The 26,465-nt window shown below is 46.8% G+C and carries 29 protein-coding genes; 23 read left to right on the top strand and 6 right to left on the bottom strand.

Annotated features, from left to right (window positions below; translation table 11 throughout):
• Window positions 1–58: 58 nt before the first annotated feature.
• The 3 genes from ACRRNK_RS02980 to ACRRNK_RS02990 all read right to left on the bottom strand — a co-directional run bounded on the left by ACRRNK_RS02980 (window position 59) and on the right by ACRRNK_RS02990 (window position 2,768).
• The gene (locus ACRRNK_RS02980; RefSeq protein WP_433945336.1) at window positions 59–1,246 is read right to left on the bottom strand and encodes an MFS transporter; all 1,188 of its coding nucleotides are present in this window, start codon (window positions 1,244–1,246) and stop codon (window positions 59–61) included.
• A 144-nt stretch (window positions 1,247–1,390) separates the two neighbouring features.
• Entirely contained in the window at window positions 1,391–1,786 is a 396-nt protein-coding gene (locus tag ACRRNK_RS02985; protein WP_433945337.1) for a MerR family transcriptional regulator, read from the bottom strand.
• 148 nt (window positions 1,787–1,934) lie between these two features.
• Entirely contained in the window at window positions 1,935–2,768 is an 834-nt protein-coding gene (locus ACRRNK_RS02990; RefSeq protein ID WP_433945338.1) for a DUF2935 domain-containing protein, read from the bottom strand.
• 348 nt (window positions 2,769–3,116) lie between these two features.
• Here ACRRNK_RS02990 and ACRRNK_RS02995 point away from each other — a divergent pair, with 348 nt between their 5' ends.
• The 12 genes from ACRRNK_RS02995 (at window position 3,117) to ACRRNK_RS03050 (ending at window position 11,703) form a co-directional block, all read left to right on the top strand.
• Window positions 3,117–4,358, top strand: coding sequence for a cation:proton antiporter (locus tag ACRRNK_RS02995; RefSeq protein WP_433945339.1), 1,242 nt, complete (start codon window positions 3,117–3,119; stop codon window positions 4,356–4,358).
• A 112-nt stretch (window positions 4,359–4,470) separates the two neighbouring features.
• Window positions 4,471–5,796, top strand: coding sequence for an ArsB/NhaD family transporter (locus ACRRNK_RS03000; protein ID WP_433946785.1), 1,326 nt, complete (start codon window positions 4,471–4,473; stop codon window positions 5,794–5,796).
• Window positions 5,797–5,812: 16 nt separating this feature from the next.
• On the top strand, window positions 5,813–6,091 hold the full coding sequence (locus tag ACRRNK_RS03005; protein ID WP_433945340.1) for a hypothetical protein: 279 nt from the start codon (window positions 5,813–5,815) through the stop codon (window positions 6,089–6,091).
• 222 nt (window positions 6,092–6,313) lie between these two features.
• Window positions 6,314–7,477 (top strand): cation:proton antiporter, encoded by a 1,164-nt coding sequence (locus tag ACRRNK_RS03010; RefSeq protein ID WP_433946786.1) that lies wholly within the window; start codon window positions 6,314–6,316, stop codon window positions 7,475–7,477.
• Between the two features lie 211 nt (window positions 7,478–7,688).
• Entirely contained in the window at window positions 7,689–8,153 is a 465-nt protein-coding gene (locus tag ACRRNK_RS03015; RefSeq protein ID WP_433945341.1) for a hypothetical protein, read from the top strand.
• 26 nt (window positions 8,154–8,179) lie between these two features.
• Entirely contained in the window at window positions 8,180–8,413 is a 234-nt protein-coding gene (locus tag ACRRNK_RS03020; protein ID WP_433945342.1) for an XRE family transcriptional regulator, read from the top strand.
• Between the two features lie 433 nt (window positions 8,414–8,846).
• Entirely contained in the window at window positions 8,847–9,245 is a 399-nt protein-coding gene (locus ACRRNK_RS03025; protein ID WP_433945343.1) for a DoxX family protein, read from the top strand.
• Window positions 9,246–9,277: 32 nt separating this feature from the next.
• A complete protein-coding gene (locus ACRRNK_RS03030; protein WP_433945344.1) occupies window positions 9,278–9,889 on the top strand; it encodes a flavin reductase family protein in 612 nt (203 codons plus the stop codon).
• Between the two features lie 111 nt (window positions 9,890–10,000).
• Window positions 10,001–10,150, top strand: coding sequence for a phage holin family protein (locus ACRRNK_RS03035; protein ID WP_433945345.1), 150 nt, complete (start codon window positions 10,001–10,003; stop codon window positions 10,148–10,150).
• A gap of 288 nt (window positions 10,151–10,438) precedes the next feature.
• Window positions 10,439–10,636 carry a hypothetical protein gene (locus ACRRNK_RS03040; RefSeq protein WP_433945346.1) on the top strand — a complete coding sequence of 66 codons (198 nt, stop codon included), beginning with the start codon at window positions 10,439–10,441 and terminating at the stop codon, window positions 10,634–10,636.
• Between the two features lie 12 nt (window positions 10,637–10,648).
• Window positions 10,649–11,407, top strand: coding sequence for a GNAT family N-acetyltransferase (locus tag ACRRNK_RS03045; protein WP_433945347.1), 759 nt, complete (start codon window positions 10,649–10,651; stop codon window positions 11,405–11,407).
• Between the two features lie 59 nt (window positions 11,408–11,466).
• Complete coding sequence (locus ACRRNK_RS03050) at window positions 11,467–11,703, top strand: hypothetical protein (RefSeq protein WP_433945348.1); 237 nt, start codon at window positions 11,467–11,469, stop codon at window positions 11,701–11,703.
• Window positions 11,704–11,818: 115 nt separating this feature from the next.
• On the opposite strand, the gene ACRRNK_RS03055 is transcribed toward ACRRNK_RS03050, so the two are convergent.
• Window positions 11,819–12,031, bottom strand: a complete 213-nt coding sequence (locus ACRRNK_RS03055; RefSeq protein ID WP_433945349.1) for a transposase — start codon at window positions 12,029–12,031, stop codon at window positions 11,819–11,821.
• A 176-nt stretch (window positions 12,032–12,207) separates the two neighbouring features.
• Here ACRRNK_RS03055 and ACRRNK_RS03060 point away from each other — a divergent pair, with 176 nt between their 5' ends.
• On the top strand, window positions 12,208–12,822 hold the full coding sequence (locus ACRRNK_RS03060; RefSeq protein WP_433945350.1) for a DUF1349 domain-containing protein: 615 nt from the start codon (window positions 12,208–12,210) through the stop codon (window positions 12,820–12,822).
• Here the strand turns inward: ACRRNK_RS03060 and ACRRNK_RS03065 are convergent.
• Window positions 12,797–14,152, bottom strand: coding sequence for a sugar phosphate nucleotidyltransferase (locus ACRRNK_RS03065; protein ID WP_433945351.1), 1,356 nt, complete (start codon window positions 14,150–14,152; stop codon window positions 12,797–12,799). The genes ACRRNK_RS03060 and ACRRNK_RS03065 overlap by 26 nt on opposite strands.
• A 47-nt stretch (window positions 14,153–14,199) precedes the next feature.
• Window positions 14,200–15,024 (bottom strand): DUF6492 family protein, encoded by an 825-nt coding sequence (locus ACRRNK_RS03070; protein ID WP_433945352.1) that lies wholly within the window; start codon window positions 15,022–15,024, stop codon window positions 14,200–14,202.
• A gap of 208 nt (window positions 15,025–15,232) precedes the next feature.
• Between ACRRNK_RS03070 and ACRRNK_RS03075 the strand changes: the two genes are divergently transcribed.
• The 10 genes from ACRRNK_RS03075 (at window position 15,233) to ACRRNK_RS03120 (ending at window position 26,433) form a co-directional block, all read left to right on the top strand.
• Window positions 15,233–15,841 carry an undecaprenyl-diphosphatase gene (locus ACRRNK_RS03075; RefSeq protein WP_433945353.1) on the top strand — a complete coding sequence of 203 codons (609 nt, stop codon included), beginning with the start codon at window positions 15,233–15,235 and terminating at the stop codon, window positions 15,839–15,841.
• Between the two features lie 36 nt (window positions 15,842–15,877).
• On the top strand, window positions 15,878–16,786 hold the full coding sequence (locus ACRRNK_RS03080; RefSeq protein WP_433945354.1) for an alkaline phosphatase family protein: 909 nt from the start codon (window positions 15,878–15,880) through the stop codon (window positions 16,784–16,786).
• Window positions 16,787–16,873: 87 nt separating this feature from the next.
• Entirely contained in the window at window positions 16,874–17,575 is a 702-nt protein-coding gene (locus ACRRNK_RS03085) for a response regulator transcription factor (protein WP_433945355.1), read from the top strand.
• A gap of 1 nt (window position 17,576) precedes the next feature.
• Complete coding sequence (locus tag ACRRNK_RS03090; RefSeq protein WP_433945356.1) at window positions 17,577–18,944, top strand: HAMP domain-containing sensor histidine kinase; 1,368 nt, start codon at window positions 17,577–17,579, stop codon at window positions 18,942–18,944.
• A 133-nt stretch (window positions 18,945–19,077) separates the two neighbouring features.
• Window positions 19,078–20,595: an FTR1 family iron permease gene (locus tag ACRRNK_RS03095; RefSeq protein WP_433945357.1), complete on the top strand. Its 1,518-nt coding sequence runs from the start codon at window positions 19,078–19,080 to the stop codon at window positions 20,593–20,595.
• A 34-nt stretch (window positions 20,596–20,629) separates the two neighbouring features.
• Window positions 20,630–21,811 (top strand): iron uptake system protein EfeO, encoded by a 1,182-nt coding sequence (gene efeO, locus ACRRNK_RS03100; RefSeq protein WP_433945358.1) that lies wholly within the window; start codon window positions 20,630–20,632, stop codon window positions 21,809–21,811.
• Between the two features lie 17 nt (window positions 21,812–21,828).
• Window positions 21,829–23,070, top strand: a complete 1,242-nt coding sequence (gene efeB / locus ACRRNK_RS03105; protein ID WP_433945359.1) for an iron uptake transporter deferrochelatase/peroxidase subunit — start codon at window positions 21,829–21,831, stop codon at window positions 23,068–23,070.
• A gap of 366 nt (window positions 23,071–23,436) precedes the next feature.
• A complete protein-coding gene (locus ACRRNK_RS03110; RefSeq protein WP_433945360.1) occupies window positions 23,437–24,678 on the top strand; it encodes an ABC transporter substrate-binding protein in 1,242 nt (413 codons plus the stop codon).
• Window positions 24,679–24,748: 70 nt separating this feature from the next.
• A complete protein-coding gene (locus ACRRNK_RS03115) occupies window positions 24,749–25,615 on the top strand; it encodes a carbohydrate ABC transporter permease (RefSeq protein WP_433945361.1) in 867 nt (288 codons plus the stop codon).
• Window positions 25,615–26,433: a carbohydrate ABC transporter permease gene (locus tag ACRRNK_RS03120; RefSeq protein ID WP_433946787.1), complete on the top strand. Its 819-nt coding sequence runs from the start codon at window positions 25,615–25,617 to the stop codon at window positions 26,431–26,433. Before ACRRNK_RS03115 ends, ACRRNK_RS03120 begins: the two co-directional genes overlap by 1 nt.
• Window positions 26,434–26,465 lie beyond the last annotated feature (32 nt).

Here is a 26,465-nt window from a genome sequence, read left to right on the forward strand (position 1 = left end):
ATTTCTAATTGAGTATTTTGCAAAAGTTTGAAATTGCCACAACTATTAACCGCGCAAATTATTTCAAGTTATCAGCTGAAGTCTCGAATCTCTTTTTGGAATCAAACAACCTGATTTTCAACCCGATGCATACAGACGCAAGCACGAGAAACAAAACTCCACTCCAAGCAATCAGGTGTGTTCCCATCTGTGATAGAAACCATCCGCCTATGGTGGTGCCAATCGTAATCCCTAGGTTTCCAAAGGAGACAAACAGGCTATTAGCAAATTCAGTTGCTTCTGAGGCTTCAGAGGTTAACCAAGTTTGACTTACAATCAGGCCGCCGGTAAATACAGCCCCCCATATAATGATGAACATACTCATGGGAAAGGAATAGCTTCCGAGGTAGTAGATCAGACAATAGATAGCTCCGAGCACAAGGGGATAAGAAATAATGGTTTTTACCATGTTTCTGCTCACATATTTAGCGGCCTGCATATTGCCAATGATCCCGCTTGCGCCAAATAGAATTAACATCAAGCTTACCATTTTACCGCTCATCCCTGTCACTACCTTGAGATATTCTGCAAAATAGGCATAGACGGAGTATAAGGACGCCAGGATACAACAAGCGGCTGCAGTATTAAGCCACAATTGGGGCTTGGTCAGGACATTCAGTTGTTTTCCAAAGGATAACCGTCTATTGGCGGGCAGAGATGGAAGGAAGATCAGAATTCCAAGCAGTGAAATGGCATGGACGACGGAGGAAAAAAGAAACGCGGCTTCAAGTGAAAACTGATCTCCAATAAAGGATGTGATCGGAACGCCTAATACCATCCCCACCGTTAACCCGGTGAACACTTTAGCCACCGCTACGGCACTTTGTTCTTTTGGGACAGAGCTTGCCGCTGCCGCAAAGGCAACTGAGAAATAGACAGGATGGAGAAAAGCAGGGATTAGCCGAACCATCATTAAGACATTATAACTCGAGGCAAAGGCGGATAGAAGGTTAGAGATCGTAAAAACAACTAGCACGCCAGCCAAAATCTTTTTCCGATTTACTCCAGAGAATAATAAGGTCATGAATGGACCGGAAATGGCAATGATCAAGGCAAACATACTTACGAGCATACCCGCTTGGGATGCGCCTATATGGAATTTATCGGTTATGATGGGCAAAATGCCCACGATGCCAATCTCTGTATTTGTAATACCAAATACGCCGAGGGCAATAGCATAAGTGAGAAATGATTTTTTGGACTGCAAAAGAATTCACCCTTTCATTATACATATTAAGTTCATGTGTTTAGTTGGAATTGTGAGCAAAAACTCTCCAACACCAAATGAAGAATAGAATAAACTCATCCCACCTGATGTTTGTGAGTTTTGAATAGAGAAACTCGGTGCTGCCTACCCGGAAGATTCCTGCTTTAATCGGTAGTTGTCTTCCATCCCTTTATACGTCACGATTTTATCAGCGAGTAAATCTAGATTTCTCTGAAGTTCCATAATTCTGTTCTGAACCTCAGCATAGTGCTCCTCGAGAAGAATCCTCCTTGCCGTTAGAGTGGAATCGCCTTGCCTCCGGAGTTCAGCGATTTCCAGCATTTTGGTAATCGACATTCCAGTGGCTTTAAGGCGAGTTAGAAATTCAATCCAAGTAACGTCCGTTGAAGAATAACAACGATACCCATTTTCATCGCGATCAATGGAACAGAGAAGACCTATATTCTCATAATAGCGAAGGGTATGGACACTAAGACCTGTGACAGCTGCGACCTGACGAATGGTTAATAACTTTTCCATGAACTCAATATACACCTTCGAGCAAACTCTAAAGCAAGCTTTTTTTGTTATGAGAAAAAGCAGTATACAATAAAAGACCCGTAGGATCAGATTGCTGATCTTACGGGTCTATTTGAGATGTTGGTTGTTTTGTGAATTAACTTTAAGACTACTGAAACGAAGGCTTCTTAAGAGAACAGTTCATAGCAATCTCCCTTAACTCTGGAGCATAATCACTTAGAGATATAATGAAATAACAGGTCTCCGGGAAGTGATGCTCTAGGAAACGGAGGGTTGTTTTGTTCAGCACTTCTGTGTTCTGGTACCGCGTTACCACCATACTGATGAAGCTGTTCAGTTCAAGCACGGTTATGCCCACTTCATGGGCCAAAAGCTGCTGGCGTCTAAATCCGGGAGGAGAGAATCGCAAATATCCAAACATTGCCCGGTTCTGTACCATAAAACCTTGGATCTTGAGAGAGTAGGCATCTATACGATGAATAAGGTCAACTTCCATGGGATCAAGTGTGTTTCGAAGCAGAATAGCATGCCCCAGCTGGTCTTCCAGCCAGAGATCGAGCAGTTCCACTACAGAGAGCGCAGGTGCGGGCTGGCCCTGTATATAAAAAGACAGCTGGCGTAAGTACTCCTGGTTCTCATTAAGAGTCCCGTTGAAATAAGTGGGGGACAAGCTAATCTGAATCTCGTTGTTAATCCGGTGCCTCTGCACCGTTCCCTCAAACTCATAATATCCCTTGGCGACGGGCCAGATTTCCTTGGCTAGTTGGATCATTCTTTCCGAGCTTACATTCTCGTCCTTAGGCAGATTATTCAATTTGATCAGAATATCCCCAAAAGCTTGAATATATTGGTTCGCCGTAGATATCCACTGTTTCTCATAAGGAGCCAGACCTTCGAGTACGAATATAGCATGATCCTGCAAAATGGCAATCCAGAAGGCATGCTCCTCCCAAATTGTAATGCTTCTATTTACTGGCAACATCACTCACCCCGTTCTACCGTTATCTCCCTGAATTTCATGCATCTAATTATATGTGCCGGCAGGAGGGGAAATTCCTGATTACGGAACTAGGCTGCCCCGGAATTATTCTTTACATGATAAGCTGCTCCTTGTTATAATGACGCTAGAATTTGATATCGGAGATCACCGGAGGAGCCTGCCAACAGCGGGCTCTTTTTGTCTTTTTCTCATTGTGAAGCTTCAGGCAGCTTGGTTAATGCTTTAAACTCTACATACCTGGTTATGATGAGAAAAGAGAAAGTATGCTCCTCCGTCAGTATGTAGCGATGTGGAGTTCAGACAGAGAAATGAAGGAGGGTTAAATGCGTCATGCATCATTTTAATGAGATTTTCATTCAATTATTAATTCTTCTGGCGGTCTCCATGTTCGTAATTGCGATTGCCAAGAAATTGAACCAGCCTTACTCGATAGCGCTGGTGATCGTCGGTCTCCTGCTAGGTGTAACGCATGTTCCTTTCCTGGAGGAGGCTGAGGCGTACATTACGCAGTCGCATGTTTTTCAGGCAGTCATCATATCCCTGTTTCTGCCGATCCTGCTTGGAGACGCGACACTCAAGCTGCCCTTCTCCCATCTTAGGGAGCAGAGCAGACCCGTTCTGGCCTTGTCCCTGGGTGGAACGCTGCTATCTTTCCTGATTATTGCGCTCAGCAGTTATTATGTGATGGGTCTACCGCTTATTGTGGCCTTTACCTTCGCTTCCCTGATGAGTGCAACAGATCCGATTAGCGTAATCTCGATCTTCAAATCCTTGGGTGTGCCCAAGTCCGTGGTCACGATTATTGAAGGCGAGTCGTTGTTCAATGACGGCATTGCGGTGGTATTATTCCAGATTTCTTCTATTTACCTGCTATCTTATATGGAGATGGGCTGGGCTTTGGGAATCGGAAGCGGGGTGCTCCTGTTCCTAAAGTTTGCACTGGGCGGCATGGCCATTGGGGCGGTTATGGGCTACATTTTCTCGCAAATTATCCGATTCTACGATGATTATCCGCTGGAGATCGGGTTCTCCATGCTTCTGTTCTTCGGCAGCTACTTTATCGCAGAGCATTTCCACGTATCAGGCGTTATTGCGGTGGTGGTAAGCGGGCTGATCTTTGGCAGTTATGGCGCGAAGATCGGTATGTCGGAGACCACGGAAATGAATATTAACTCGTTCTGGGATGTCGTCACCTTGATCGCAAATTCACTGATTTTCCTAATGATTGGACTGGAGATCAAAAATATTGATTTTGCCCACAGGTGGCAGATGATCCTTCTGGCCATTGTCATTGTTCTCGTTGGACGGACGCTTGCGCTGTATGCCAGCGTATCAATGCTGCGGAATTTCCCAAGATCATGGAAGTCCGTTCTTAATTGGGGAGGCTTAAAAGGAAGTCTGTCCATTGCGCTGGCACTTAGTCTGCCGCAGTCGTTCGAAGGGCGTGAGGATGTGCTGGTGCTGACTTTTAGCGTAGTTCTGTTCTCGCTGCTGGTACAGGGATTAACGATAAAGCCGCTTGTAATGAGGCTTGGTCTCAGCGGTCAGAGTCAGAAGTCTGAGCACAATTAGCCTTTACATGTCCGGGTACCCCCTGATATAATAGCCTAGAATTTGATATCGGAGATCACCGGAGGAGCCTGCCAACAGCGGGCTCTTTTTGTCTTTTTCCGGGCATATTATCATCCACAGAGAAGCACAGAACAGGGACCACAAAGGGGAGGGACGTATGGAACAACAGGCTTATTGGGCAATTGGTATATTTCTTGTTATTTACGCACTGATTATTTCAGAAAAGATTCACCGGACCATTGTTGCCATGCTGGGCGGCATCCTGATGGTAGCGTTCGGAATCGTCAGCCAGGAGACGGCGCTGCATCACATTGACTTCAACACACTTGGTCTTCTGGTCGGGATGATGATCATCGTAAGCATTACCGCGGAGACAGGATTGTTCAAATATATTGCGATCTGGGCGGCTAAGAAGGTCAAAGGGGAACCTGTACGCATTCTGATTGTGCTCGGAATTATTACGGCCTTTGGCTCGGCGTTCCTCGATAATGTGACAACGGTACTGCTCATGGTACCTGTAACGTTCAGCATCACAAGGCAATTGAAAGTGAACCCGGTGCCATTCCTATTCACCGAGATTATCGCTTCCAATGTCGGGGGGACGGCCACACTGATTGGGGATCCGCCGAATATTATGATTGGCTCAGCAGTCAAGGAATTGATGTTCATGGCCTTCATTTCCAATCTGACGCCGATTATTATCATTATCATGCTGGCTTATATTCCTTTGCTCGTGTTGATGTTCAGGAAGAAGATCCAGACGACACCCGAGCTCAAAGCAAGCCTGATGAAGCTCGATAATTCGGAGTTGATCACCAATCATAAGCTGCTCCGCAAATGTCTGGTTATCCTAGGGTTAACCATCATAGGATTCTTCCTGCATCAGACGCTGCATCTGGAATCAGCAACAGTAGCCCTTGCTGGAGCATTTCTGCTCCTGTTATTGACCGGGGAGCATACGATGGAGAAGGCACTTTCCCGTGTAGAGTGGACGACGATCTTCTTCTTCGTCGGTCTGTTCGTCTTGGTATCCGGTCTTGTGGAGACCGGTGTGATCGCGGAACTTGCGGCAAAGGCCATCCAGTGGACAGGTGGCGATCCGCTGGCTACCTCGATGTTGATTCTGTGGCTCAGTGCTATTGCTTCAGCCTTTCTGGATAACATTCCTTTTGTAGCTACGATGATTCCTATGATTCAGGAAATGGGCCAAATGGGTATGCAAAATCTGGAGCCGCTTTGGTGGAGCCTTGCGCTTGGTGCCTGCCTGGGTGGTAACGGTACCTTGATCGGAGCGAGTGCGAACCTGATCGTGGCTGGCCTTGCCGGCAAGGAAGGTCACCCGATCCGCTTCGTAGATTACCTAAAGCTTGGATTTCCACTCATGCTGCTCTCCATTGCGCTGTCGAGTGTCTATATCTACCTGCGTTATTTGATGTGAGAAACGGAGGATGGTTATGTTAACCTATCAGATTGATTCCAGTGTGCTGGATCTCCAGGAGAGCCAGGATGGCACAGATATTGAGTTCAATATCAAGCTTCACCATGGAGGAGCTGTCGATGGGCTAAGGCTAGTTCAGCAAGTATTCGATAGTAATACGGATTATACGGATGCGCTGTTCTATGCGTACGCCAATCATGAATATAAGGTGATTGTACGGCAGGAGCACTACAATGATTTCTTAATTGAGTTATTTAAGGCCCGCTTGCTTCGAAGTCTTGAGTGGGCGGATTAGCTGGGAGCAACAGCGATCGGAATATTATTTCATACAGCTGCATTACGGATAACCAGTAGTTCAACTCATATAGAATAAAATTTAAATAGGTTGTACCCGGAGGAGCCTGTCACCAAGGGAGAGCTGTGTCTAATCACAGTTATCCCGTGGTGGCAGGCTCTTGTTGTCTATATAGCAAGGCTCTAGCTAATGCACATACAAAAGAAAGTGAAGGTGAAGCACATGCTGATTTTTGATATGGCAGTTATTTTATTGGCGTCCAAGCTTGCCGGGGATTTGAGCGTTAAATTGCGCCAGCCCGCGGTACTTGGCAAATTATTAATAGGGATTCTATTGGGACCGGCTATACTTGGACTTATCCAGGAGACGGATATCCTGAATGAGATCAGCCAGATCGGCGTCATTCTGCTAATGTTTATCGCGGGGCTTGAGACTGATACTGAAGAATTCAAACGTACGGGGAAAGCCTCGGTTTATGTTGGGCTGGCAGGTGTGATATTTCCGTTAGCCCTTGGTTACGGAGCTGGTATATGGCTGAATATGCCTCCGCTGCATGCCGTGTTCCTGGGACTGCTGCTGTCAGCCACAAGTGTAAGTATTTCGGTGCAATCCCTGAAGGAAATGGGGCAGTTGAAATCTAGGAAAGGCACAACCATACTGGGTGCTGCTGTTATTGATGATGTACTGGTCATTATCGCTCTTGCTTTCTTGATGAGCTTGTCTGGAGGAGATGTTAATCTGGGCCTGGTCATTCTCAAAAAAGTGGCTTTCTTCGCCATCGCGATCCTGTGCGGATGGAAGCTGGTTCCGTGGATGATGCGGAGGCTTGCCAAGCTGCGCGTCTCCGAGGCGGTTGTGTCCGCTGCGCTTATACTCTGTTTCGCATTAGCCTATTTGGCAGAATACGCCGGAGTCGCCGCGATCATTGGAGCGTACATTGCTGGAATCTCCATCAGCTTGACGGGATACAGACATGAAGTAACAGAGAAGGTGGAGACGATCAGCTACGCTTTCTTTGTCCCAGTCTTTTTCACAACCATAGGGGTGAAGGTGGATTTCTCAGGCATGTCAGCTCACCTCAGCCTGATTGTACTGCTGAGCCTGCTAGCCATCGCGACCAAGCTGTTCGGCTCGGCAATCGGTGCAAGAGTGGCAGGCTTTAGCTGGCGGAGCGCCATGGCTATTGGCGCAGCGATGGTGTCACGCGGGGAAGTTGCGCTCATTATTGCCGCAATCGGACTTGAATCGGGATTGTTAGCTTCAGAAATGATGACTGTATTGGTCATCGTTGTGCTCATTACCACGATTGTAACGCCGTTATTGATGAAGCTGTTCATCAAAGAACAGAGAGAAGATAATCTTCAGGGTATGACAGAGAGCAACTAAAAAACGAGGGCAAGAACGAAAGCAAAGACAAATCAAAACCTACGAATCAGCTGCCCTGTAAGATCGGCTGATTCGTGGGTTACTATTTTCTCAAAGATGTTCATTTCCGAATGAATAATGTAATCGATTGAAACATGAATTGTTAAACGGACGATGTTTCATTAAGCTACCGGTCAGTTAATCAAATCCCTTACATAAAATCCATCCAGACGTGGGAAAATACGGCCTGGGTGATAATGTGAGAAGAAAACTAATGTCCACTCTGGTCCTTTCCATTGCAATCATACTATCCACTTCGTCAATAAGTTTAGCTCAACCACATAATGAAACCATTAAGGAAGAGGATACGATTGAATGGGTTGCGTTATGGAGATTTCCTCCAACAAGAGAAGAACGACTTGAGCGTATGTTAACAACTGAATTACAAAGAAGGGCATTAGGGGCACTTCAAGAAAAGCGATATTTAAAGCCAGGGAAAGAAAATGTGTACTACTTGGATCCGTTTCAAGTAACCAGTATCAGGGAGATTAAGGGAGGTTTCTCTGAATTAGATATTTTGGCAAGTGTTCATAAGGTTAGAAATAACAAGATTGACAAGAATACAGACAAATATCAAATCACATTTCGTTACAACTATGATTTGGGGTTTGTAGTCACAAAAGTAGGCCAAAAATAATTTTTTACACGGGAGGTCGTCGCTACTTGAAATTTGAACTTGGACGCTGCTTGCTGAAAGAACGATTGATAGAATCCGGAAAGTCAGCGGAATGGCTGGCAAAAGACTTGCTTCTGAAGCCGGAACGACTGTACGACTTTATTGAAAACAAAAGAGTGATGCCGCTAAAAATCGCCATATCAATCGCCGATTCCATTGGTTGTGATGTACGCTCCTTGTATGAGTTAATTCCTAACGAATATGAAGTAAAGGGTGATTAACGGAATAAAGGGGAGGTGGTATTGACTAGGACATTATTTCTGCTGATACCTATTGACAGATCTGATGAAGCATATTATCTTTAATTCAAGATATTTAATTCAAAGATAAAGGTGGTGGCCATCATGGCAATGGTCAATATTCTCCTAAGCAATGACTTCGAAACGGCCTGTAAAGGCAATGCTTAGGAAGGGCTGGGAGGAGGTTGGTTAAACTCAGAGGTGAGCTAGAGAGATTGAAATAGGGGACAGGAAGAGGCTGATCGAAGTTTAGGAAGACCTTAGGAAGACCTTAGAAAGTTCTTAGGGAGAGCTTGAGGTTGAGCATTCTAAATGACGGGGAAGAGGTCAGTTGGCAGCTAATAGACAGTTCACTTTTTTTGGAGTGATATCTTAAACTAAAGATAAATTAAAACGAAAATTGGAGATGATTAATATGATGGAAGTAGGGTTATTGATTATTCGGTTGGTTATCGGGCTGTTGTTCATCGGTCACGGCGCACAGAAGCTGTTCGGGATGTTCGGGGGATATGGTCCAAAAGGAACTGGAGGCTGGATGGAGTCAGTAGGCATCAAACCGGGGGTAGCCATGGCCATCATCTCAGGCTTGATGGAATTGATCGGAGGGACTATGTTCGGTCTTGGACTGTTCACACCGGTTGCTGCAATCTTGATTGCGCTGACTATGGTAGGTGCCATTGTGAAGGTGCATGGACCGAACGGCCTGTGGGCAACAGCGAATGGTTATGAATATCCGCTGGTTGTGCTGGCTGTAGTCATTGGCGTTGCTCTTACCGGAGCTGGCGCTTACTCAATCGACGCAGTTCTGTTCTGATTACTATAAATTAAGGCTAGAGGAGTATGACTATGATATCCATAGACCCCGCAATGCAGGAAGACAGGGATAACTACAAACTACTAATTGGAAGTGTTGTCCCAAGGCCGATTGCTCTAGTCACTACACTTACCGAGGACGGAGTACTGAATGCGGCACCATTCAGCTATTTCTCCATCATTTCCAGCACCCCGCCTTTGTTGTCGGTATCAGTACAGCGCAAGAAAGGGCAAATGAAGGATACGGCCCGTAATGCAATCCGCCAGCGTGAGCTTGTCATTCACATTGTCGATGAGACCAATGTGGAGGCCGCGAATCAAGCGGCGGCCAGCTTGCCGCCTGGGGAGAGCGAAGTTACCGCGGCAGGGCTAACTCCCGTGGATAGTGAAGCAGTCCATGTACCAGGACTTGCTGAGGCTAAATTCAGAATGGAGTGTGTGCTTGAACATGCTTATGAGCTTGGAGGTACCGACGGAGAGCCAGGATGTGATCTACTCATTGCCCGTGTGGTACGATTTCAGGTTGCGGAAGAGATTATCCAGGGTGGAAGAATCGATGCCAAGAAGCTGGCACCAGTTAGTCGCATGGCGGGTGACTATTACTCCACATTAGGACAGCTATTCTCTCTGGAGCGGCCGCAATAAATAGGGCAACGAAAGAAAGCCATCATCTTGGTCATCCCCCTGTCAAGTAGAACATAACTAAAAAGACATATTTAAGCAGCAACCGCTTCTCGGCATTCAGCCGGGGAACGGTTGTTAAATTTTTTTCTGGAAAGTTTACTTGGATTAAGTGGCACACTAAGTTTTGCAGTTGGAGCAACTTACTTTTATATAAATAACGAGTTAATTTCATTAACAGAGAGCTACGGTAATCTTGGCGTTATAATGCCTGAACAATTCTAAAAAGCAATCAGTTTACTGAAATCAAAAAGCGATTTCCAAAGACTAAGATTTAATACATAACTCATGGGTAAATAGTTCATATCGCTCAATATGCTTTCAACTCTTACCGATATAGCATCAAACTCAATGGGAAAATGTGCAACTCTCCGTTGTACGTGTTACGTGTTACATGATACAATAGTTGTACATAGATGTGCATAACTATGTATAGTTGTATATAGATGTGTATGCAAACAACCTCAAACGGGCATTACTCTTACCAAGTAAATTTACTTGGAGGTGAGCGTCTTGGGAAAGAAGGAGGAGAAGAAAGTGCAAGCAACAGAATTAAAACCAATCAGATCGACTCATATCCATTTTAAAAACAACTCTGAAGAAATTGAATTTATAAATTATGCAACAAGTAATCAAAAGACAGACGATTCGGCATTGAATCGCTTAAGACAAGAACTCTTCTTTCATAAGCGTTCACCTAGAAGAAAGTAGGTAGGCATTAATTTGTTGAACTTTGATTACATTTCGCATAGTTATATTAAGGATATTCAAGAATTTGAATTATGCAATACCCCAGATGAACAGTCGGTTGAAATGTTCCTTAAAGAAAAAGCATTAAAATTACATGATCTGCAAACTGCAGTAACCCGACTTTATTTTTCTGATGAAAAATTAGTTGGGTTTTTTACTTTGCACAATGATTCTATCTCTCTGAGCGTAGCAGCAATAGAGCGACTTGAGTCAGAATACAAATGGACATTTCCAAAAGACGAAGACATTTATAACTTTCCTTCTATAAAACTTCATTATCTGGGTGTTGATTCAAAACATAGGAACCAAGGTTACGGAAAGTACTTAATTAATGAAGTTCTTCATATAGCATCGGAAATAGCCAGCATGACTGGCTGTTTATTTATTACAGTGGAGGCACTAAAAAGTTCAATAGACTTCTATCGAAAATTAGGATTTAAGTGGATTTCTGAGACACCCGAATTTGCAATAATGGTTTTTAAAATAAGTGAGCTAGATATTATTGCTGACGAGAAAATTGTTTACGATGAACAAACATTAAGAAAAATGGTTGAAAAAATTGTTAGAGTGAGAATAGAGAAGGGATATACTCATAGTGATCTAGCGTATAAGTGTAACTTGGATGAAAGTACAATAGAAGAACTTGAATTTAGCTCTAGTCTTCCTGATATTAATACTATAAGATTGATTGTTGCTGCATTGGAAATTCCCTTGGATATTTTATTTAAATAATTAACTTAAAGTCACTCTAAAATGGCATAACTCTGCCAAGTAGACATAACTAGAAAGACATGTTTAAGCAGCAACCGTTTCTCGGCATTCAGCCGGGGAAAGGTTGTTTAATTTTTTCTGGAATCTACTTTGGTTATAAAATGAAATATGCTCGCTTGCCTGTTGTTCTGCCTCTGCTGAGGTTCCAGGTTTGCTTAAATGATTTTTCCGTTTTAGATGAGAAAAGAAGGACTATGCAGGCATTGTCCAGACACGCCTGGAATGGCTTTCGAGGATCCCAAAGTCATTTAAGGTGAATACCTCTCTCATATTTCCTCGATGATTTCGAACCTGGTTGCTTTCTTCGTCACTCCTCAGATTTGGATACTGCCTTTTAAAATATTCAATCTTCGCTCGTATATACGCCAATTCTTATTTCCATACTGGAAAACTTCGTTTTCGGCCGTCCTCGTCTTGGGGAGTTGGCTCTAAAATCTCATCTGTTCTAAATTTTGTTGCCCAGGTTTGTACCTGAGATTTATTACGAACCCCCAACTGTTTCGTCACTTCACGAATACTCCTCCTCTGCTCCTCGTTCACCAACCGGACTGCCTCCATTTTTAATTCCAAGGAGTACTTCCGCAAGGTTTACCCCTTTTTGGCAAAAAAAACCCTTCGCTCAACAAGAATTAAATCCATCTTACCAGATGTCTTTTTTCTCTTGTCTACTAGAAGGGGGGAATACCATTTACGCTGGCTTTTTCTTGCGTTTACCGTTTCATGGTATTATTAACATATTCAAGGAAATGGAGAGTGATAGAGTGAGTCAAGCCATTAATTTCAGGGTGGGGTGTTCTTTGCCTGGAGGTTATTATTGGGTCAATGAGCCGGAGCTGGTCGAATGGAATGAGAGCCAAGGGCTGGTGATGAAGACAAAGCCAGATACGGATTTCTGGCAGAGAACACATTATGGCTTTGAGCGGGATAACGGGCATTGCCTATTCACCAAGGTGAAGGGAGATTTCGCTTTTACCGCGGAGGTCTCATTTGATCCCTTGACGCAGTATGATCAGTGCGGTGTTATGCTGCGTGCCGATAAGGATCATTGGATCAAAGCTTCGGTTGAATATGAGAATGAATCTTTTAGCCGGCTCGGTTCGGTAGTAACGAATATGGGTTACTCGGACTGGGCGACGACAGATATCTCGAATGAAATCAAGTCGATGTCCTACCGGATCAGCCGGCGGGGACATGATGTATTAATTGAATATAAATCTCCGGGGGCAGATTGGAAGCAGATGCGGATCGCTCATCTTCACAAGGTGATGGAGATTATGGAAGTAGGGGTCTATGCCTGCAGCCCGCGTGATCGTTCTTTCTCCTGCTCGGTAACAGAGGCGTCCATAGGTCCTAATCAATGGGAGCGGGAGGAGTAGAAGCTGGCAATTGGGCTGGAGGGAGGGGCTCTCTAAGTTGGATACTTACGAACTCCAGCTCGGCATCAGCTTCGATGCCGTAAGGAATGCCGGGTCTAATCTCAAAGACATCCCCGGATTTAACGGTTCTCGGGTGATCTTTAACTGTCACTTGTCCTGAGCCGGATAGAATCGTCCAGATCATCTTCCATCCCGGTCTGCCGAGCTCGTGAAATTGCTTGCCCTGGAGGACACGAACGACTGATATCAATTCATCAGGTGTCTTCGAAGGATCGGATCGGCGCAGAATCCTCGTACTGCCCCAGCTGTATTCAGTAGTTGAAGGCATTATAGACCGTCCCGGGTCCAATTCCTTGATCCGGCTGCTGTTTTCTTTGGAAGCGACCAGTATCCCGTCGGGATTAGCGGCGATAATCAGATTGGACACCCCGATCACATGAATCGGCTGATCCAGCTCGCTGACAAGATGCGTATTCTGGGAATCCCCAGAGATGCTTCCGGGTCCAATGGAGTCTGTACCCAGATGCTTGGTGAAGGTGTCCCAGCTGCCCAAGTCCTCCCAGGCCCCCTCATAAGGAACAACTACCGCATTTTTCGTATGCTCCACGATTTCCTTGTCAAAGCTTGCCTCAGACAATCCCTCGTATAATTGCACAAGCTGATCGTAATCTTCAGGTAGACCATATCCAAGAAGCGCTTCGGAAATGAACCTGAGTGAGAATGCAAAAACCCCACAGTTCCATAAGGCGCCCCTCTCCAGCAGGCTGCGTGCCTGAGTCAAGTCCGGCTTCTCCGCGAACTGGGCCACCCGCTGATATCCCTCAGCCTTACTTGATTTGGCTGCTTCAGGTACAATGTAGCCGTATTGGGTCGAAGGGAAAGTGGGCCGGGTTCCGATCAGGGCAATATTAGCCTTTGAGCTTAAGAGGACCGAGGGCAATCTACGAAGCAGCTCGAAGAAGCTAGTCTCCACATAAGGATCGACTGGCATGAAGATGAGAGACTCATTCGGATCCGCCTCTGGCTGAGCCTGAAGGTAGGTACATGCCAGAGCAATGGCGGTAAGAGTTCCCCGCTTATGGGATTCGGTAAGAATGGGAATGACGTTCCCAATCTGGCTGCGCATAAGCTCGAGCTGGCTGTGATGGGTAACAATGGTTGTGGAGCCAAGCAGGCCGGCCTCACCAAGCTGCCGGCATACCCTCTGAATCATGGATTCACGAGTCCCGTCAGGGGCCGGTAACAGCTTAAGAAAGGTTTTGGAGCGGACTTCACCTGATAGCGGCCACAGTCTTTTGCCGGAACCTCCGGACAGCAGGATGATTTTCATGTTGCACACCTCCTTGGGAACACAAAGTATGAAATCAGACTATGGTGCTATCCAGATTTCTTCTTGCGAAGGGAATAGCCGCCGCGCTTATGGAAGGACAAAGAGCGGAAGGAACGGGATAATTGCTGCCTTTCAGCGGCGGGAACCGCAAGGATAGATTTCTTGAATTCCTTGTTCAGTGTAGGTCTTAGAATGATTGTGCCCGGATAGTTGGTACGGACAAAGTTACCGTAAGTCTCAAATTCCGAGAAGCCGAACTGCTTCTTCCGGTTAAGCTGCTTCAGGATAGCGTTGTACCAACGGACACCGTGTCTCTGCTCCATCGTCTTCTTGAGCTGACCCAGCTTGACCGAATCATAGAGCATATAATGGTTGACGAAGGACTCAGGCGAACTGGCTTTCTGTCCAAGCAGACGGGCATGAATATGGAGGTATTCCGGATGCGTCCATTTCCGGTAAAAGAATACGGTCTTGCTGTTCTCCAGGAAAGTATGAGGCCGAATCAGCACGGTATCTGCATCAGTCACCAGAAAATGGCGGTTCTTGCAGACCTTATCACCATTTAGCTTGAGCAGCTGCTGATAAAGCCAGCCTGAACGGTCCCAGGTGCTTGACCGGTAGATAATATCTTTCTTGGTAATCGGCAGTACGGTTTTCTCGTACACAAAGGTACAGTTCTTCAAGCGGCATAAGCTTTTGATTCTGGCACTGTCTGGGGATACGATATAAATGGTGCCAATGGGGTGTTTGACGTATTTACGGATTCCGTTGATCACATAGGGCAGGGTGCTCAGGTCCTTCTCAATGGCAGGTATCAGCACATCAATCGGGGTTCGTGCGCTTAACGAAGCCTCAGCCACGATGTCGTTCATCTCCTCTAATGAATTCTATAAAACTCGCGCCATCTTAAATTCGCAAGGCTATAGTTACAAGATATGCCGGGGACCTGACGGCTGTTTGTGTATCTGTCTTCTGCTATGTAGGGTTACTCATCAAATTCTTATTTTTCTCTCATGCTGCTGTAATTTGGCTATGTTAAATTGTTGCTTACAAACGCAGAGAAAAAGGTGAATTTAAGCAATGTTAAGCAATATCGATTATGATATATTTCAAATGATCAATCACTTAGCCGCAAGCGCTTCGGTTCTGAACCCACTCATGAAGTTTCTTTCGAAAGACGCAGAATATCTGTTTTTTGTGGGTGTGCTCATCTATTGGTTCATCCGGACGGACCGCAACCGGAGAATGACGTTCGAGGCACTGGTAGCAGCTTGTATAGGCCTGGGGCTTAGCGGGTTAATTGGACATTTCCTGTACAGGGACCGTCCTTTTGTTACACATACTGTGATTCAGCTGATTGCCCATCCGGCGAATGCTTCTTTTCCAAGCGATCATGCCCTTGGGGCTTTTGTTATTGCGTCCTCGATTTGGTTATATCGTAAGAAGGAGGGCATTCTATGGATTATTCTGGCTGGATTGATCGCTGTATCCCGGGTCTGGACAGGGGTTCACTATCCATCGGATGTGATCGCAGGTGCGGTGATCGGTAATCTTATTGCGCTCATTGTTCATGGGGCATTCAAGTACTCGGCACGTCTTCGCAGAATCGAGACGACAATGATTCATGTATATGAGAAGATTGAACATAAGATATGGGCTAAGAAACCGGATATGAATTCTTCTCAGTAAATTCTTTCAAGTTAGGGTAGGAGGGAGGAAGCTGATATGAAAAATGCTCTGTTGGCGCTTCTTCTATCTGCCGCGCTGCTGTCAGGCTGTTTCGCTAATAGAGTAGCAACCTCGAATCCAGTGCCTGCGAAAGGCACCACTGGAACAGCTCCTGCGGTATCCGCTCGCACAGCCACGGCCGTGAAGAAGTACGACCATGTTGTCCTCGTTGTCGAGGAGAATCACTCGTACAACCAGATTGTGAATAGCAATCAGAATCCATTCATGCAATCCCTGATCAAGAAGGGCGCCTTATTCACCGACGCTCATGGCATCACTCATCCGAGCCAGCCGAATTATCTGGCGCTGTTCTCGGGCTCTACGCAGGGCGTCAAGAGCGATGCCTGCAAGGGTCCCTTTCAGGCACCCAATCTGGCGAGCCGCCTTGCCGCGGCTCATCTAAGCTTTGCGGGCTATTCCGAGGATATGCCGTCTGTCGGCTTCTCCAAGTGTTATTACAAGGGATATGCCCGGAAGCATAATCCCTGGGCCCAGTTCACGAATGTGCCGAAGGAAGCGAACCGGCCCATGACGGATTTCCCCACAGACTTCTCGAAGCTTCCTACGGTATCGTTCGTCATTCCAGCGCTTGAGAATGATATGCATGATGGAACTGTGAAGGAAGCCGATGATTGGCTTAAGAAGCACCTCGGTGCTTATGCGGCCTGGGCAGAGAGTCATAACAGTCTGCTTATCATAACCTGGGACGAAGACAATTTCGCTAAGCCGAATCATATTCCTCTGGTATTCGCCGGAGCAGGAATCAAGCCGGGCAAGTATACACAGACCGTGAATCATTATCATGTTCTGCGGACTATTGAAGCAATGTATGGACTAGACCCTCTGGGAGAAAGTAAGAACGTACAGCCAATAACCAATCTGTGGACGACATCCGCGGCTAAATAGTACATTTCGGACATCCTTCTGCAATAGCAGGAGGATATTTGTTCATTAAGATAGGCAAGAGATAACTTGAGTAAAGGGCTGGCTGATATGAGGGAGACAATACTAATTATCGAAGACGAGGATAAAATTGCCCGCCTGCTGGAGATGGAGCTCAGCTATGAGGGTTATGAAGTGGAGCGCGCTTCAACCGGACGCGAAGGGTTGTCGAAAGGGCAGACAGGGCAATGGAGTGTCATTTTGCTGGATATTATGCTGCCCGAGCTGAGTGGAACCGAGGTGCTCAGGCGTCTTAGGCAGACTGATCCGATTACCCCGGTTATTCTGCTCACAGCAAGGGATGCCGTACCCGATAAAGTAAGCGGGCTGGATTTGGGAGCTAACGATTATATAACGAAACCTTTTGAAATCGAAGAAGTTCTAGCCCGGATTCGGGCCTGTATCCGCAATCGGAGACCGGGCGACAATGGATATCTGGAGATGGAAGAGTTCCCAGAGCTTACACTGGGCGATCTTACCGTAGTTCCTTTAATGCGTAAAGTGACCCGGGGAGAGGATCTCATTGAACTGACACCCAAAGAGTACGAGCTATTGGTCTATCTGCTGGAGAACCGCAACCAGGTTCTGACGAGAGATCAGATCATCAGCCAGGTCTGGGGTTATGATTTCTCCGGGGACACGAATGTGGTGGATGTATATATCCGATATTTGCGCAAAAAAGTGGATTATCCCTATGAGCAGCAGCTTATTCATACCCATCGCGGTGTAGGCTACTCTATAAAGGGGACCTGATATGACGATCAAGAAAAAGGTAGTTCTCCTCACCACGTTATGGCTGATCGGTATATTGCTTGCCTTTAACATCACGGTCTTCTATGCCTTTCTTAAGATCACAACCCAGAATGAGAAGGATCTATTAATTGAACGGGTGGAAAGTATATTTGAGAAAGCCGGGCCTGAAGACCTTCTTGGAGGGAAGAAGGCGGAGCTGCTAACAAGCTTTTTGCCGGATAATGGTCTTATTCGGGTGCTTGATAAGCAGGGTAAGGAGCTTCAAATGCTTCAAAATGATGATGATATCATCCCTATGGAGCGTGAAGCTGTTAGGAAGCCTGAATCCGAATTATACTATCAAAGGAAAGGGACTGTACTTGTTGTCCGGGTTCCCATCCTCTTAAATGGCAGCGTGGCAGGAACGATTGAAATGGGCGAAAGCCTGAAATCGATTAAGAACAATATCAGCATTCTAATCTCGATTCTTGCCATTGCCAGCTTGGGCGCTATTGGACTGAGTCTGATCGGGGGAATCTATTTATCCAAATGGATATCACGCCCTATCTCGGGGATGGTCACGACAATGGAAGAGATTGAACAAAGCCTGGAATTTCGCAAAATTCCACTGAAGCCGGATGCAACGGATGAGCTGAGTATGATGGGCAGCACGTTCAACCGGATGATCGACCGACTTGAAGAGAACTTTGCGCGGCAGCAGCAGTTCGTATCCGATGCCTCGCATGAGCTCAAGACTCCGCTCACCAGCATTGAAGGGTACGCCAATATGCTTCGCAGGTGGGGGCTCAGGGATGAAGAGCGGGGAAGAGAAGCGGCCGAGAGCATCTACTCCGAAGCGGTGCGCATGAGGGAAATGACTCAGCAGCTGCTGGATCTGGCCTCCACGGAGAAGAAGGCCCGTTATGTGCCCGAGACTGTAGAGCTGGTTGAGCTCAGCAGGAAGACGGCAAAGCTGCTTGATAAGGTATACAGCAGACAAATTGAAATTCACGCGTCTGAGGATAAGCTGTATTTGGATGCGGATCCTTCGCGGATCAGCCAGCTGCTGCTAATTCTCCTGGATAATGCCCTCAAGTACAGTAAGGCCCCGGTGGAGCTGAGTTTATCAGTGCAGTCCGAACCGGCCACAGGCCGGCAAGGGGCCCAAATTAGAGTGAAGGATTCTGGAATTGGGATACCTCCCGAGGATCTGACCCGGGTATTTGAACGCTTTTACCGGGTAGATTCCTCCAGGCATCGCAAGACAGGCGGAACCGGACTCGGTCTGGCCATTGCCAAGAATCTGGTTGAGCTGCATCAGGGCAGCATCCGAATTGAGAGTGAAGAGAACGTGGGAACGGAAGTTATTGTATTCATTCCTATCCGTTAATCATAGAATACTTAGGACCCGCATTGTATTGACAATGGGGGTCTTTCTCATTATAATTACCCTAGTCAATAATGAGAATCATTATCATCGGTTCGGTGGATTTACAATCGCTCAAGAACGGGGAGTTGGGAATATGTCAGGCACGGGCTCGAAGCAGAGTCGGGTTCTTCTCATAGTGATGTTCTTGCTTATACTGATGGGAACTTCTATATCTCCCCTCGGTCTGGTTCCCTCTGCAGCGGCAGCCGCGGAGTCCAGTACAAAGGTTGATATAGAAGGTGTCCTGGAGAACTTAAGCAAGCTTAAGACTGCACTTGGTCAAGGTGATTATGACCAGGCGGCAGCGGCTTTCCGACCGATTAAGAAATGGTGGAATACGAACAAGAACGGGGTCAAGAAGAACTCGCTGACGATGTCTCTTGAGATTGAAGGCCAGATTGCCGGGATTTCGATGGCCCTGCTGAATAAGGAAGCCTCCCAGGCTTTGGATAAGGCAGGTACGCTGGAATTCTCTGTGATTAATTACCGGGATGGTGCGTATGTCGGCAACGATGGGAAGCAGCAAATGACCTTAAGTGTCTACATCATGAAGCTCCGGGAAGCCGCAGACCTGATCGGGAAGCAGCAGTGGACCGAAGCAGCAGCCGAAGTGAAGCATTTGCAGCAGCAGTGGCTAACCGTTGAGGGCGATATTGTCAGCAAATCAGCTGAAGTATACAGCAGCACAGAGAGAGATCTGGTACTGCTGGATGCTTACTTGGCAAGCCCTGAACAGAGAAGTCAGGCCAAGATGGTCATTGACCGGATGATCAGCGGCCTGGCTCCGCTCGCCGGCGCGGAATATACGTGGATCGATGCGGCACTTATTCCGATACGCGAAGGGCTTGAGGCATTGCTCGTGGTTGGAGCCCTGCTCATGTACGGGAAGAAGGCGGAATCCAGAAGAGCCAGCCGCTTTGTTGTCTTAGGTTCAGCAGCCGGGCTTCTTACCTGTGTAGCAGTGGGATTTGCGGTTGCTGTCTTCCTGTCTTCTAGCTCGTTCGGAATGAGCAACTCCTTGATCAATGGCTGGACTGGAGTTCTGGCCAGCTTCCTCCTTCTGTATGTCAGCTACTGGCTGCATCGCAATGCGGATGTGAAGCGCTGGAAGCAATTTGTGGAGAGCAAGAGCTCCAAGGCATTGTCAGGCGGGAAAATGTTCTCGCTCGCCTTGCTGGCTTTCTTTGCTATCGTACGTGAGGGACTTGAGACCGTCATCTTCCTCATCGGTATGGTGGGTAAGATGCCAGGTACGTCACTCGCAGGCGGCATCGCCGCGGGATTCGGTGTGCTTGCTTTAGGCGCGGTTATCCTGATTAAAGCGGGAACAAGACTGCCTGTAAGACCTGTGTTCCTGGTATCGAGCGTGATCGTATTTTATCTATGCTTCAAATTTATGGGTTCGGGAATTCACAGTCTGCAAATGGCCGGAGTACTCCCATCCACAGTGAAGGAATATCTGCCGGATTACGCAGCCATTAGTCTGTATCCTTCCTGGTACAGCACACTGCCGCAGCTGATCTTCCTGCTGACCGGAATTCTGGTGCTGGTATGGGGCAGAACATCCGGGAGACGCACAAAGACCAAGCTTCACACGATATCATCGGTGTAAGAAGACTTTTAATCATAACGGGGGAATATAGATAATGTTGTTCAAGAAGATAACGACCATTGCTTCAATTTCAGTTGCGAGTGTGCTGCTGCTGAGCGCATGCAACCAGGCAAGTCCCAAAGAGGCTGCACCTGCCGCGCAGGTGACCGATAGTAAGGCGCAGGCTGCTGCGGATACGAAGAATCCTGTCGCGCAGGATGCAGGCAAGCTGCAGGAAGAGGTTAAGAAGCTTCAGGATGCGATTAGCAAGAAAGATGTGGCTGAGGTTAAGAAACTGGGCAAGTCGGTTAACGATATCTGGCTTTCTTTTGAGAACACGGTACGGCAGGCATTTCCACTAGAATATACGGAAGTTGAGAAGTATGAAATGCCAATCTTCTCGGCATCCGCGTATGACAAGGTTGATTTCGAGAGCCTGAAGTCAAATGCAGATAAGCTGTACGATGCTTTGGAACAGTTGAAGAATGCCAAGCCTAGTACGGCTAATACATCCGAGCTGCTAAATAAAGCTGTAGAGAACTACAAAGCATTTGTTGATGAACAGGCCGATAACCTGGCTGCGCAGACCAAAGCATTTGCCGCAGCTGTTAAAGCTGGCGATATTGAACTCGCGAAGCAGGAATATACGAAGGCCCGGGTATATTTTGAGATCATTGAACCGATTGCAGAGAGCTTCGGAGACCTTGATCCCAAGATTGATGCCCGCTTGGCTGATGTAGAGGACGAAAGCACATGGACCGGATACCACCGGATTGAGAAGGCGCTGTGGAAGGACAAATCATTAAAGGGCCAAGAGCCTTACGCCGACCAGCTTATCAAGGATACAGAAGAGCTGCAGAAGCAGATCAAAGGCCTTAAGCTTGAGCCTAAAGTTATGGTTGCAGGCGCAATTGAATTGTTGAATGAAGCAGCTACGTCCAAGATTACGGGTGAAGAGGAGATTTATTCCCGTACAGATCTCGTCGATCTTGCGGCTAACGTGAACGGGTCCAAGACCGTGTATCTTGCCATTATTCCTGCGCTAAATGAGAAGAACCCGCAGCTTGCCGATCAGTTGGATAAGCAGTTCCTTGCAACAGAAGAGCTCCTTCGCGGCCATCAGAAGGATGGACAGTATGTGACTTATGACAAGCTGTCGACAGAGCAAATCCGTAAGATCAGCGATCAACTCAGCCAGCTGTCCACGTTGATGACTCAGACGGCAAGCATTCTGTAGGGCTGGGGGAGAGAAGAATGGAACTCGAACCTAAGGAGAACCCGAAGCAGAGTGTATCGCGGCGTGACTTTCTCAAATTATCCGCGATAGCCGGAACAGGGATTACACTGGGCGCGGCAGGCATGGGGGCGATCATGGGGATCGTGAAGCCGGAGAACGGCAAGGTGGCAGCGCTGAGCGATGACCGGATATCTCTCTATGGGCAGCACCAGGCTGGAATTATTACCCCGCAGCAGACCTATATGTATTTAGCGAGCTTTCATCTTACTGGAAATGATCGTTCCTCAGTCATTCGCTTATTCCGGGACTGGACAAAGTTCTGTGATCTGAGCACGGCTGGCGGAACGATGAAGACCGGAGATAACACACTGCTTCCGCCCAATGATACGGGTGAGACACTGGACCTGCCTGCCGCAAGGCTGACCATTACCTTTGGATTCGGCCCTACCTTTTTCCGTGAAGAAGGTAAGGACCGCTTTGGCATTGCTGCGAAAGCCCCTCGTTATCTGAAGGATATTCCGCGCATGCCCCGTGAGAATTTGGACCCTTCGCTTTCCGGAGGAGATGTCTGTATCCAAGTGTGTGCAGAAGATCAGCAGGTGGCTTTCCATGCGGTGCGCAACCTGATCCGTCTGTCTACCGGTTATGCCACTGTGAACTGGCTGCAGGAAGGATTCATTAGTGCAACGCCGGGGAAGACGCCCCGGAATCTGTTCGGATTCAAGGATGGTACAGCGAATAGCGAGCATGATAACTCAGCCGGATATGACGATGTCGTCTGGGCAGGAGAAGGGGAACCCGATTGGATGAAGGGGGGCTCTTATCTGGCCTATCGCAAAATCCGCATGCTGCTTGAGGTCTGGGATCGTACTTCACTTAAGGACCAAGAGGATACGTTCGGAAGATATAAGGAATCCGGAGCTGCCTATGGAAGATCAGGTGAATTTGATGCTGTTGATATGTCTCAGCAGCCGGGTTCAGCTCACGTGAATTTAGCCAAGCAGACGGGACAGAGAATCCACCGAAGAGCCTATTCCTATACGAATGGGATAGACCCGCGTACAGGTAATGTGGATGCCGGACTTCTGTTCCTGAGTTATCAGAAGAACCCTGAGACACAGTTTATTCCTATGCTGAGAATGATGCAGTCCAAAGATAAGCTTAACGAGTATACCTCACACGTGGCCAGCGCGCTCTTCGCATGTCCAAGAGGACTTAAGGAAGGGCAGTATATTGGCCAAAACATTCTAGAAGGATAAATCCCAAGTCTCCTCTCCATATATTGGAGGGGGGATTTTTTTACTAAACTTATTGACAAGGAAAGGGGAGAGGATTATATTCTAAGTAAGCGTTTACGTTACCTTCCTAGGTTTACTGGATTGCACTAATAAAGTTGAGGGCTTATTTTTTTAAAACGAAAAGTAAACGCTTACTTTATGGGAGAAGGATGGTGTTAAGGGAGAGGCTTACTGCATAACTGAGCTGAGATTAAGGGTGCAGGCAAGGCTTATAATTTCCTGCAATTACTTGGTTACTTGGATTTGGGTTCATTCTTTTTGAATATAGAGTAAACGTTTTCCATCATGTCATTTATACAACTAAACCATATTCAGGGGGAAATAACGATGAAAATGAAAAAAGCCATCATGCCGCTTCTTGCAGGAGTGTTAGCTATGTCTATGTTAAGCGCATGCGGATCTAAGAGTGATGGGGGAGCAGCAGGCGGAACGGTCAAGATAGAGTTCTTCCAGAATAAGACCGAAGCCAAGGCTACCTTCGATAAGCTGATTGCCAAGTTCAATTCAGCTAATCCGAACATCAAGGTCACTCAGGTGAATCCGCCGGATGCGGAGACGGTGCTTAAGACACGTGTTGCCAAGAAGCAAATTCCAGATGTCATCGGGATTGGTGCGACAGACACCTACTCCACCTTATCCAAGAGCGGCCTGTTCGAGGATTTCTCGAATGATCCGCTGACCAAGAACATTCAGCCGGCCTACCTCGATATGTTGAAAGCCCAGACTGGACTCAGTGAGCTGAACGGGATCCCTTTCTCTACTAATGCCAATGGTGTGATTTATAACAAAGCCATGTTCAAAGAAATGGGCTTAGCTGTTCCAACAACATGGGATGAATTCATGGCCACAGCTCAGAAGATTAAAGATGCGGGCAAGGTTCCATTCTATCTGACCTTGAAGGATTCCTGGACTACACTCATCCCATTTAACGGCATGGAGCCAGGGATTGTAGGTATCGATTTCTTCAAACAGCGGAAGGAAGGCACAGTAACCTTCAAGGATAAATTCCGTGAAGTTGCTGACAAACAGCTGCAATTGCTGTCATTCGGACAGAAGGATATGTTCGGTAAAGGATATAACGATGGTAACGTAGCCTTCGCAAAAGGACAGTCCGTGATGTACCTTCAAGGCGTATGGGCGATTCCTGAAATTCAAAAGGCTAACCCTAGCATCGAGCTTGGTGTATTCCCATTCCCGGCAACCAACGACCCATCGAAGAACAAGCTGGTATCTGGGGTAGATACCCTGCTGACTGTCTCCAAGAGCTCTGAGCACAAAGCTGAAGCTAAGAAATTCATCGACTTCCTGCTGCAGTCTGACAACGTGAAGCAGTACATTACCGAACAGAAGGCGTTCCCTGCTGTACAAGGCGTAACTCAAGATGATCCAAGTGTAGCTGATCTGAAGCCTGCCTTCGAGCAAGGCAACCTGGTTGATTTCGCCGATCACTACATCCCGGGTGCAATGAAGGTCGATACGATCATCCAAGGCTTCTTGCAAAAGAAAGATGTGGATGCGTACTTGAACTCTCTGGATACGGAATGGGATAAAGTCGCTAACCGTAAATAATCAACTAAAAAGCGAGGGGAGAAAGGTGAGGTAATCCCCTTTCTCCTGCTTTTTTCAGGGAGGACTCAAGATGGCAAAGCGCCGAATCGCCTATTATCTGATGACTATACCAGCTCTTGTGCTGTTCTTTGCTTTTCATACGTTCCCGGCGATCAAAGGGATCTACTACTCCTTCACGAATTGGGATGGATTCAGTGACGTCAAAGATTTCATAGGCTTCAAGAATTACGTGAACATCTTCAAGGATGAGAACGTGCTTAACTCATATCTGTTCACATTCAAATACGCCATTGTGGTTACGATTCTGATCAATGTGCTCAGCCTGCTCATTGCTCTAGGTCTCAACGCAAAGATCAAATTCAAGAACTTCTTCCGCGGTGTGTATTTCCTGCCCAATATTCTAAGCATTCTTATTGTGGGCTATATCTTCAACTATATCTTTGCCAACGTGATCCCTGTATTCGGGGAGAAGATCGGCAGTGCATTTCTATCTGACAACATTCTTGGTAATGAGAACTGGGCCTGGATCGGAGTCGTCATTGTGGGCGTATGGCAGGGCATTGCCTTCAACACCATTCTGTATCTTGCAGGGCTTCAGACCATCTCCAAGGACTTGTATGAGGCTTCAAGCCTTGATGGAGCCAGCCGCTGGAGAGAATTCTGGAGCATCACGTTCCCGCTGCTTGCTTCATTCTTCACCATTAACATGGTGCTTGCGATGAAGGGGGCCTTGATGGTATTTGACCAGATTATGGCCTTAACTGGCGGCGGTCCGGGCCGGGCGACCCAATCGATCTCGCTGCTGATCTATACCGGGGGCTTCCAGGGCGGCGAATTCGCCTACCAATCAGCCAACGCAGTCATTTACTTCATCGTGATTATCGTGATCTCCGCGCTTCAGCTTAAATTTCTACAAAAACGGGAGATGGATATGTGATGAGAAAATCTACGAATTGGACGGTTACAACTCTCGTTGCGCTGGGATCTCTGCTCATTTTATTCCCGCTGTACTTAACTGTAAGCATCGCTTTGAAGAATCCGGAAGAGATGGCGCGTTCCATCTTCGCTCTGCCAACAGGGCTGCACTTTGAGAATTTCGCGAATGCGATTGCAGCTACTGATTTCTTCACGGCTTTCAAGAATAGCGCGCTTGTGACGGTCATATCAGTCCTGTTCATTCTGCTAACGAACTCGATGGTGTCTTATGCGATTGCGCGCAATATGAACAAGAAGTTCTTCAAAGGATTATATTTCTACTTCATTAGTGCCATGTTCATTCCGTTCCAGATCATTATGCTCCCGGTCGTCAACCAGACAACGACTTTCCATATGAATAACATCTTGGGGCTAATTATTCTGTATGTAGTATATGGACTGGCTTTTAATGTATTTGTATATGTAGGTTATATTCGTTCAATTCCTATTGAACTAGAAGAAGCGGCTACCGTGGACGGAGCAACGACTTGGGGAACGTTCTGGAGAATTATTTTCCCGCTGCTTGCGCCCATCAATGCCACAATCGGCATTCTGGCCTGCTTGTCGTCGTGGAATGACTTCCTTCTTCCATTGGTTCTCTTGGGAGACCCGGGATCGTATACACTTCCACTGGTTCAGTACGTATTCCAAGGACAATTCAGCACGGATTTCAACCTGGCGTTTGCGTCATATCTGCTTGCGCTCCTGCCTATGGTGATTGTATATCTGTTCGCCCAGAAATGGATTATTAACGGAATTACACAAGGAGCCGTCAAGTAAGAGAACTATAATAAATGGGATCAGAGGAGAAA

It is taken from the genome of Paenibacillus sp. SN-8-1 (assembly GCF_050995535.1).
In the GTDB taxonomy this organism is placed as follows: Bacteria; Bacillota; Bacilli; order Paenibacillales; family Paenibacillaceae; genus Fontibacillus.

What these genes read in the sequence shown, in the direction of transcription:
- ACRRNK_RS02990 (WP_433945338.1), bottom strand. Translation starts at nt 2,768, where the DNA reads ATGTTGCCAGTAAATAGAAGCATTACAATTTGGGAGGAGCATGCCTTC.
- ACRRNK_RS03090 (WP_433945356.1), top strand. Translation starts at nt 17,577, where the DNA reads ATGACGATCAAGAAAAAGGTAGTTCTCCTCACCACGTTATGGCTGATC.
- ACRRNK_RS03025 (WP_433945343.1), top strand. Translation starts at nt 8,847, where the DNA reads ATGATGGAAGTAGGGTTATTGATTATTCGGTTGGTTATCGGGCTGTTG.
- ACRRNK_RS03085 (WP_433945355.1), top strand. Translation starts at nt 16,874, where the DNA reads ATGAGGGAGACAATACTAATTATCGAAGACGAGGATAAAATTGCCCGC.
- ACRRNK_RS03005 (WP_433945340.1), top strand. Translation starts at nt 5,813, where the DNA reads ATGTTAACCTATCAGATTGATTCCAGTGTGCTGGATCTCCAGGAGAGC.
- ACRRNK_RS03075 (WP_433945353.1), top strand. Translation starts at nt 15,233, where the DNA reads ATGTTAAGCAATATCGATTATGATATATTTCAAATGATCAATCACTTA.
- ACRRNK_RS03065 (WP_433945351.1), bottom strand. Translation starts at nt 14,152, where the DNA reads ATGAAAATCATCCTGCTGTCCGGAGGTTCCGGCAAAAGACTGTGGCCG.
- ACRRNK_RS03115 (WP_433945361.1), top strand. Translation starts at nt 24,749, where the DNA reads ATGGCAAAGCGCCGAATCGCCTATTATCTGATGACTATACCAGCTCTT.
- ACRRNK_RS03095 (WP_433945357.1), top strand. Translation starts at nt 19,078, where the DNA reads ATGTCAGGCACGGGCTCGAAGCAGAGTCGGGTTCTTCTCATAGTGATG.
- efeO (WP_433945358.1), top strand. Translation starts at nt 20,630, where the DNA reads ATGTTGTTCAAGAAGATAACGACCATTGCTTCAATTTCAGTTGCGAGT.
- ACRRNK_RS03050 (WP_433945348.1), top strand. Translation starts at nt 11,467, where the DNA reads ATGTTTAAGCAGCAACCGTTTCTCGGCATTCAGCCGGGGAAAGGTTGT.
- ACRRNK_RS03120 (WP_433946787.1), top strand. Translation starts at nt 25,615, where the DNA reads ATGAGAAAATCTACGAATTGGACGGTTACAACTCTCGTTGCGCTGGGA.
- ACRRNK_RS03070 (WP_433945352.1), bottom strand. Translation starts at nt 15,024, where the DNA reads ATGAACGACATCGTGGCTGAGGCTTCGTTAAGCGCACGAACCCCGATT.
- ACRRNK_RS03080 (WP_433945354.1), top strand. Translation starts at nt 15,878, where the DNA reads ATGAAAAATGCTCTGTTGGCGCTTCTTCTATCTGCCGCGCTGCTGTCA.
- ACRRNK_RS02985 (WP_433945337.1), bottom strand. Translation starts at nt 1,786, where the DNA reads ATGGAAAAGTTATTAACCATTCGTCAGGTCGCAGCTGTCACAGGTCTT.
- ACRRNK_RS03010 (WP_433946786.1), top strand. Translation starts at nt 6,314, where the DNA reads ATGCTGATTTTTGATATGGCAGTTATTTTATTGGCGTCCAAGCTTGCC.
- ACRRNK_RS03030 (WP_433945344.1), top strand. Translation starts at nt 9,278, where the DNA reads ATGATATCCATAGACCCCGCAATGCAGGAAGACAGGGATAACTACAAA.
- efeB (WP_433945359.1), top strand. Translation starts at nt 21,829, where the DNA reads ATGGAACTCGAACCTAAGGAGAACCCGAAGCAGAGTGTATCGCGGCGT.
- ACRRNK_RS03110 (WP_433945360.1), top strand. Translation starts at nt 23,437, where the DNA reads ATGAAAATGAAAAAAGCCATCATGCCGCTTCTTGCAGGAGTGTTAGCT.
- ACRRNK_RS02995 (WP_433945339.1), top strand. Translation starts at nt 3,117, where the DNA reads ATGCATCATTTTAATGAGATTTTCATTCAATTATTAATTCTTCTGGCG.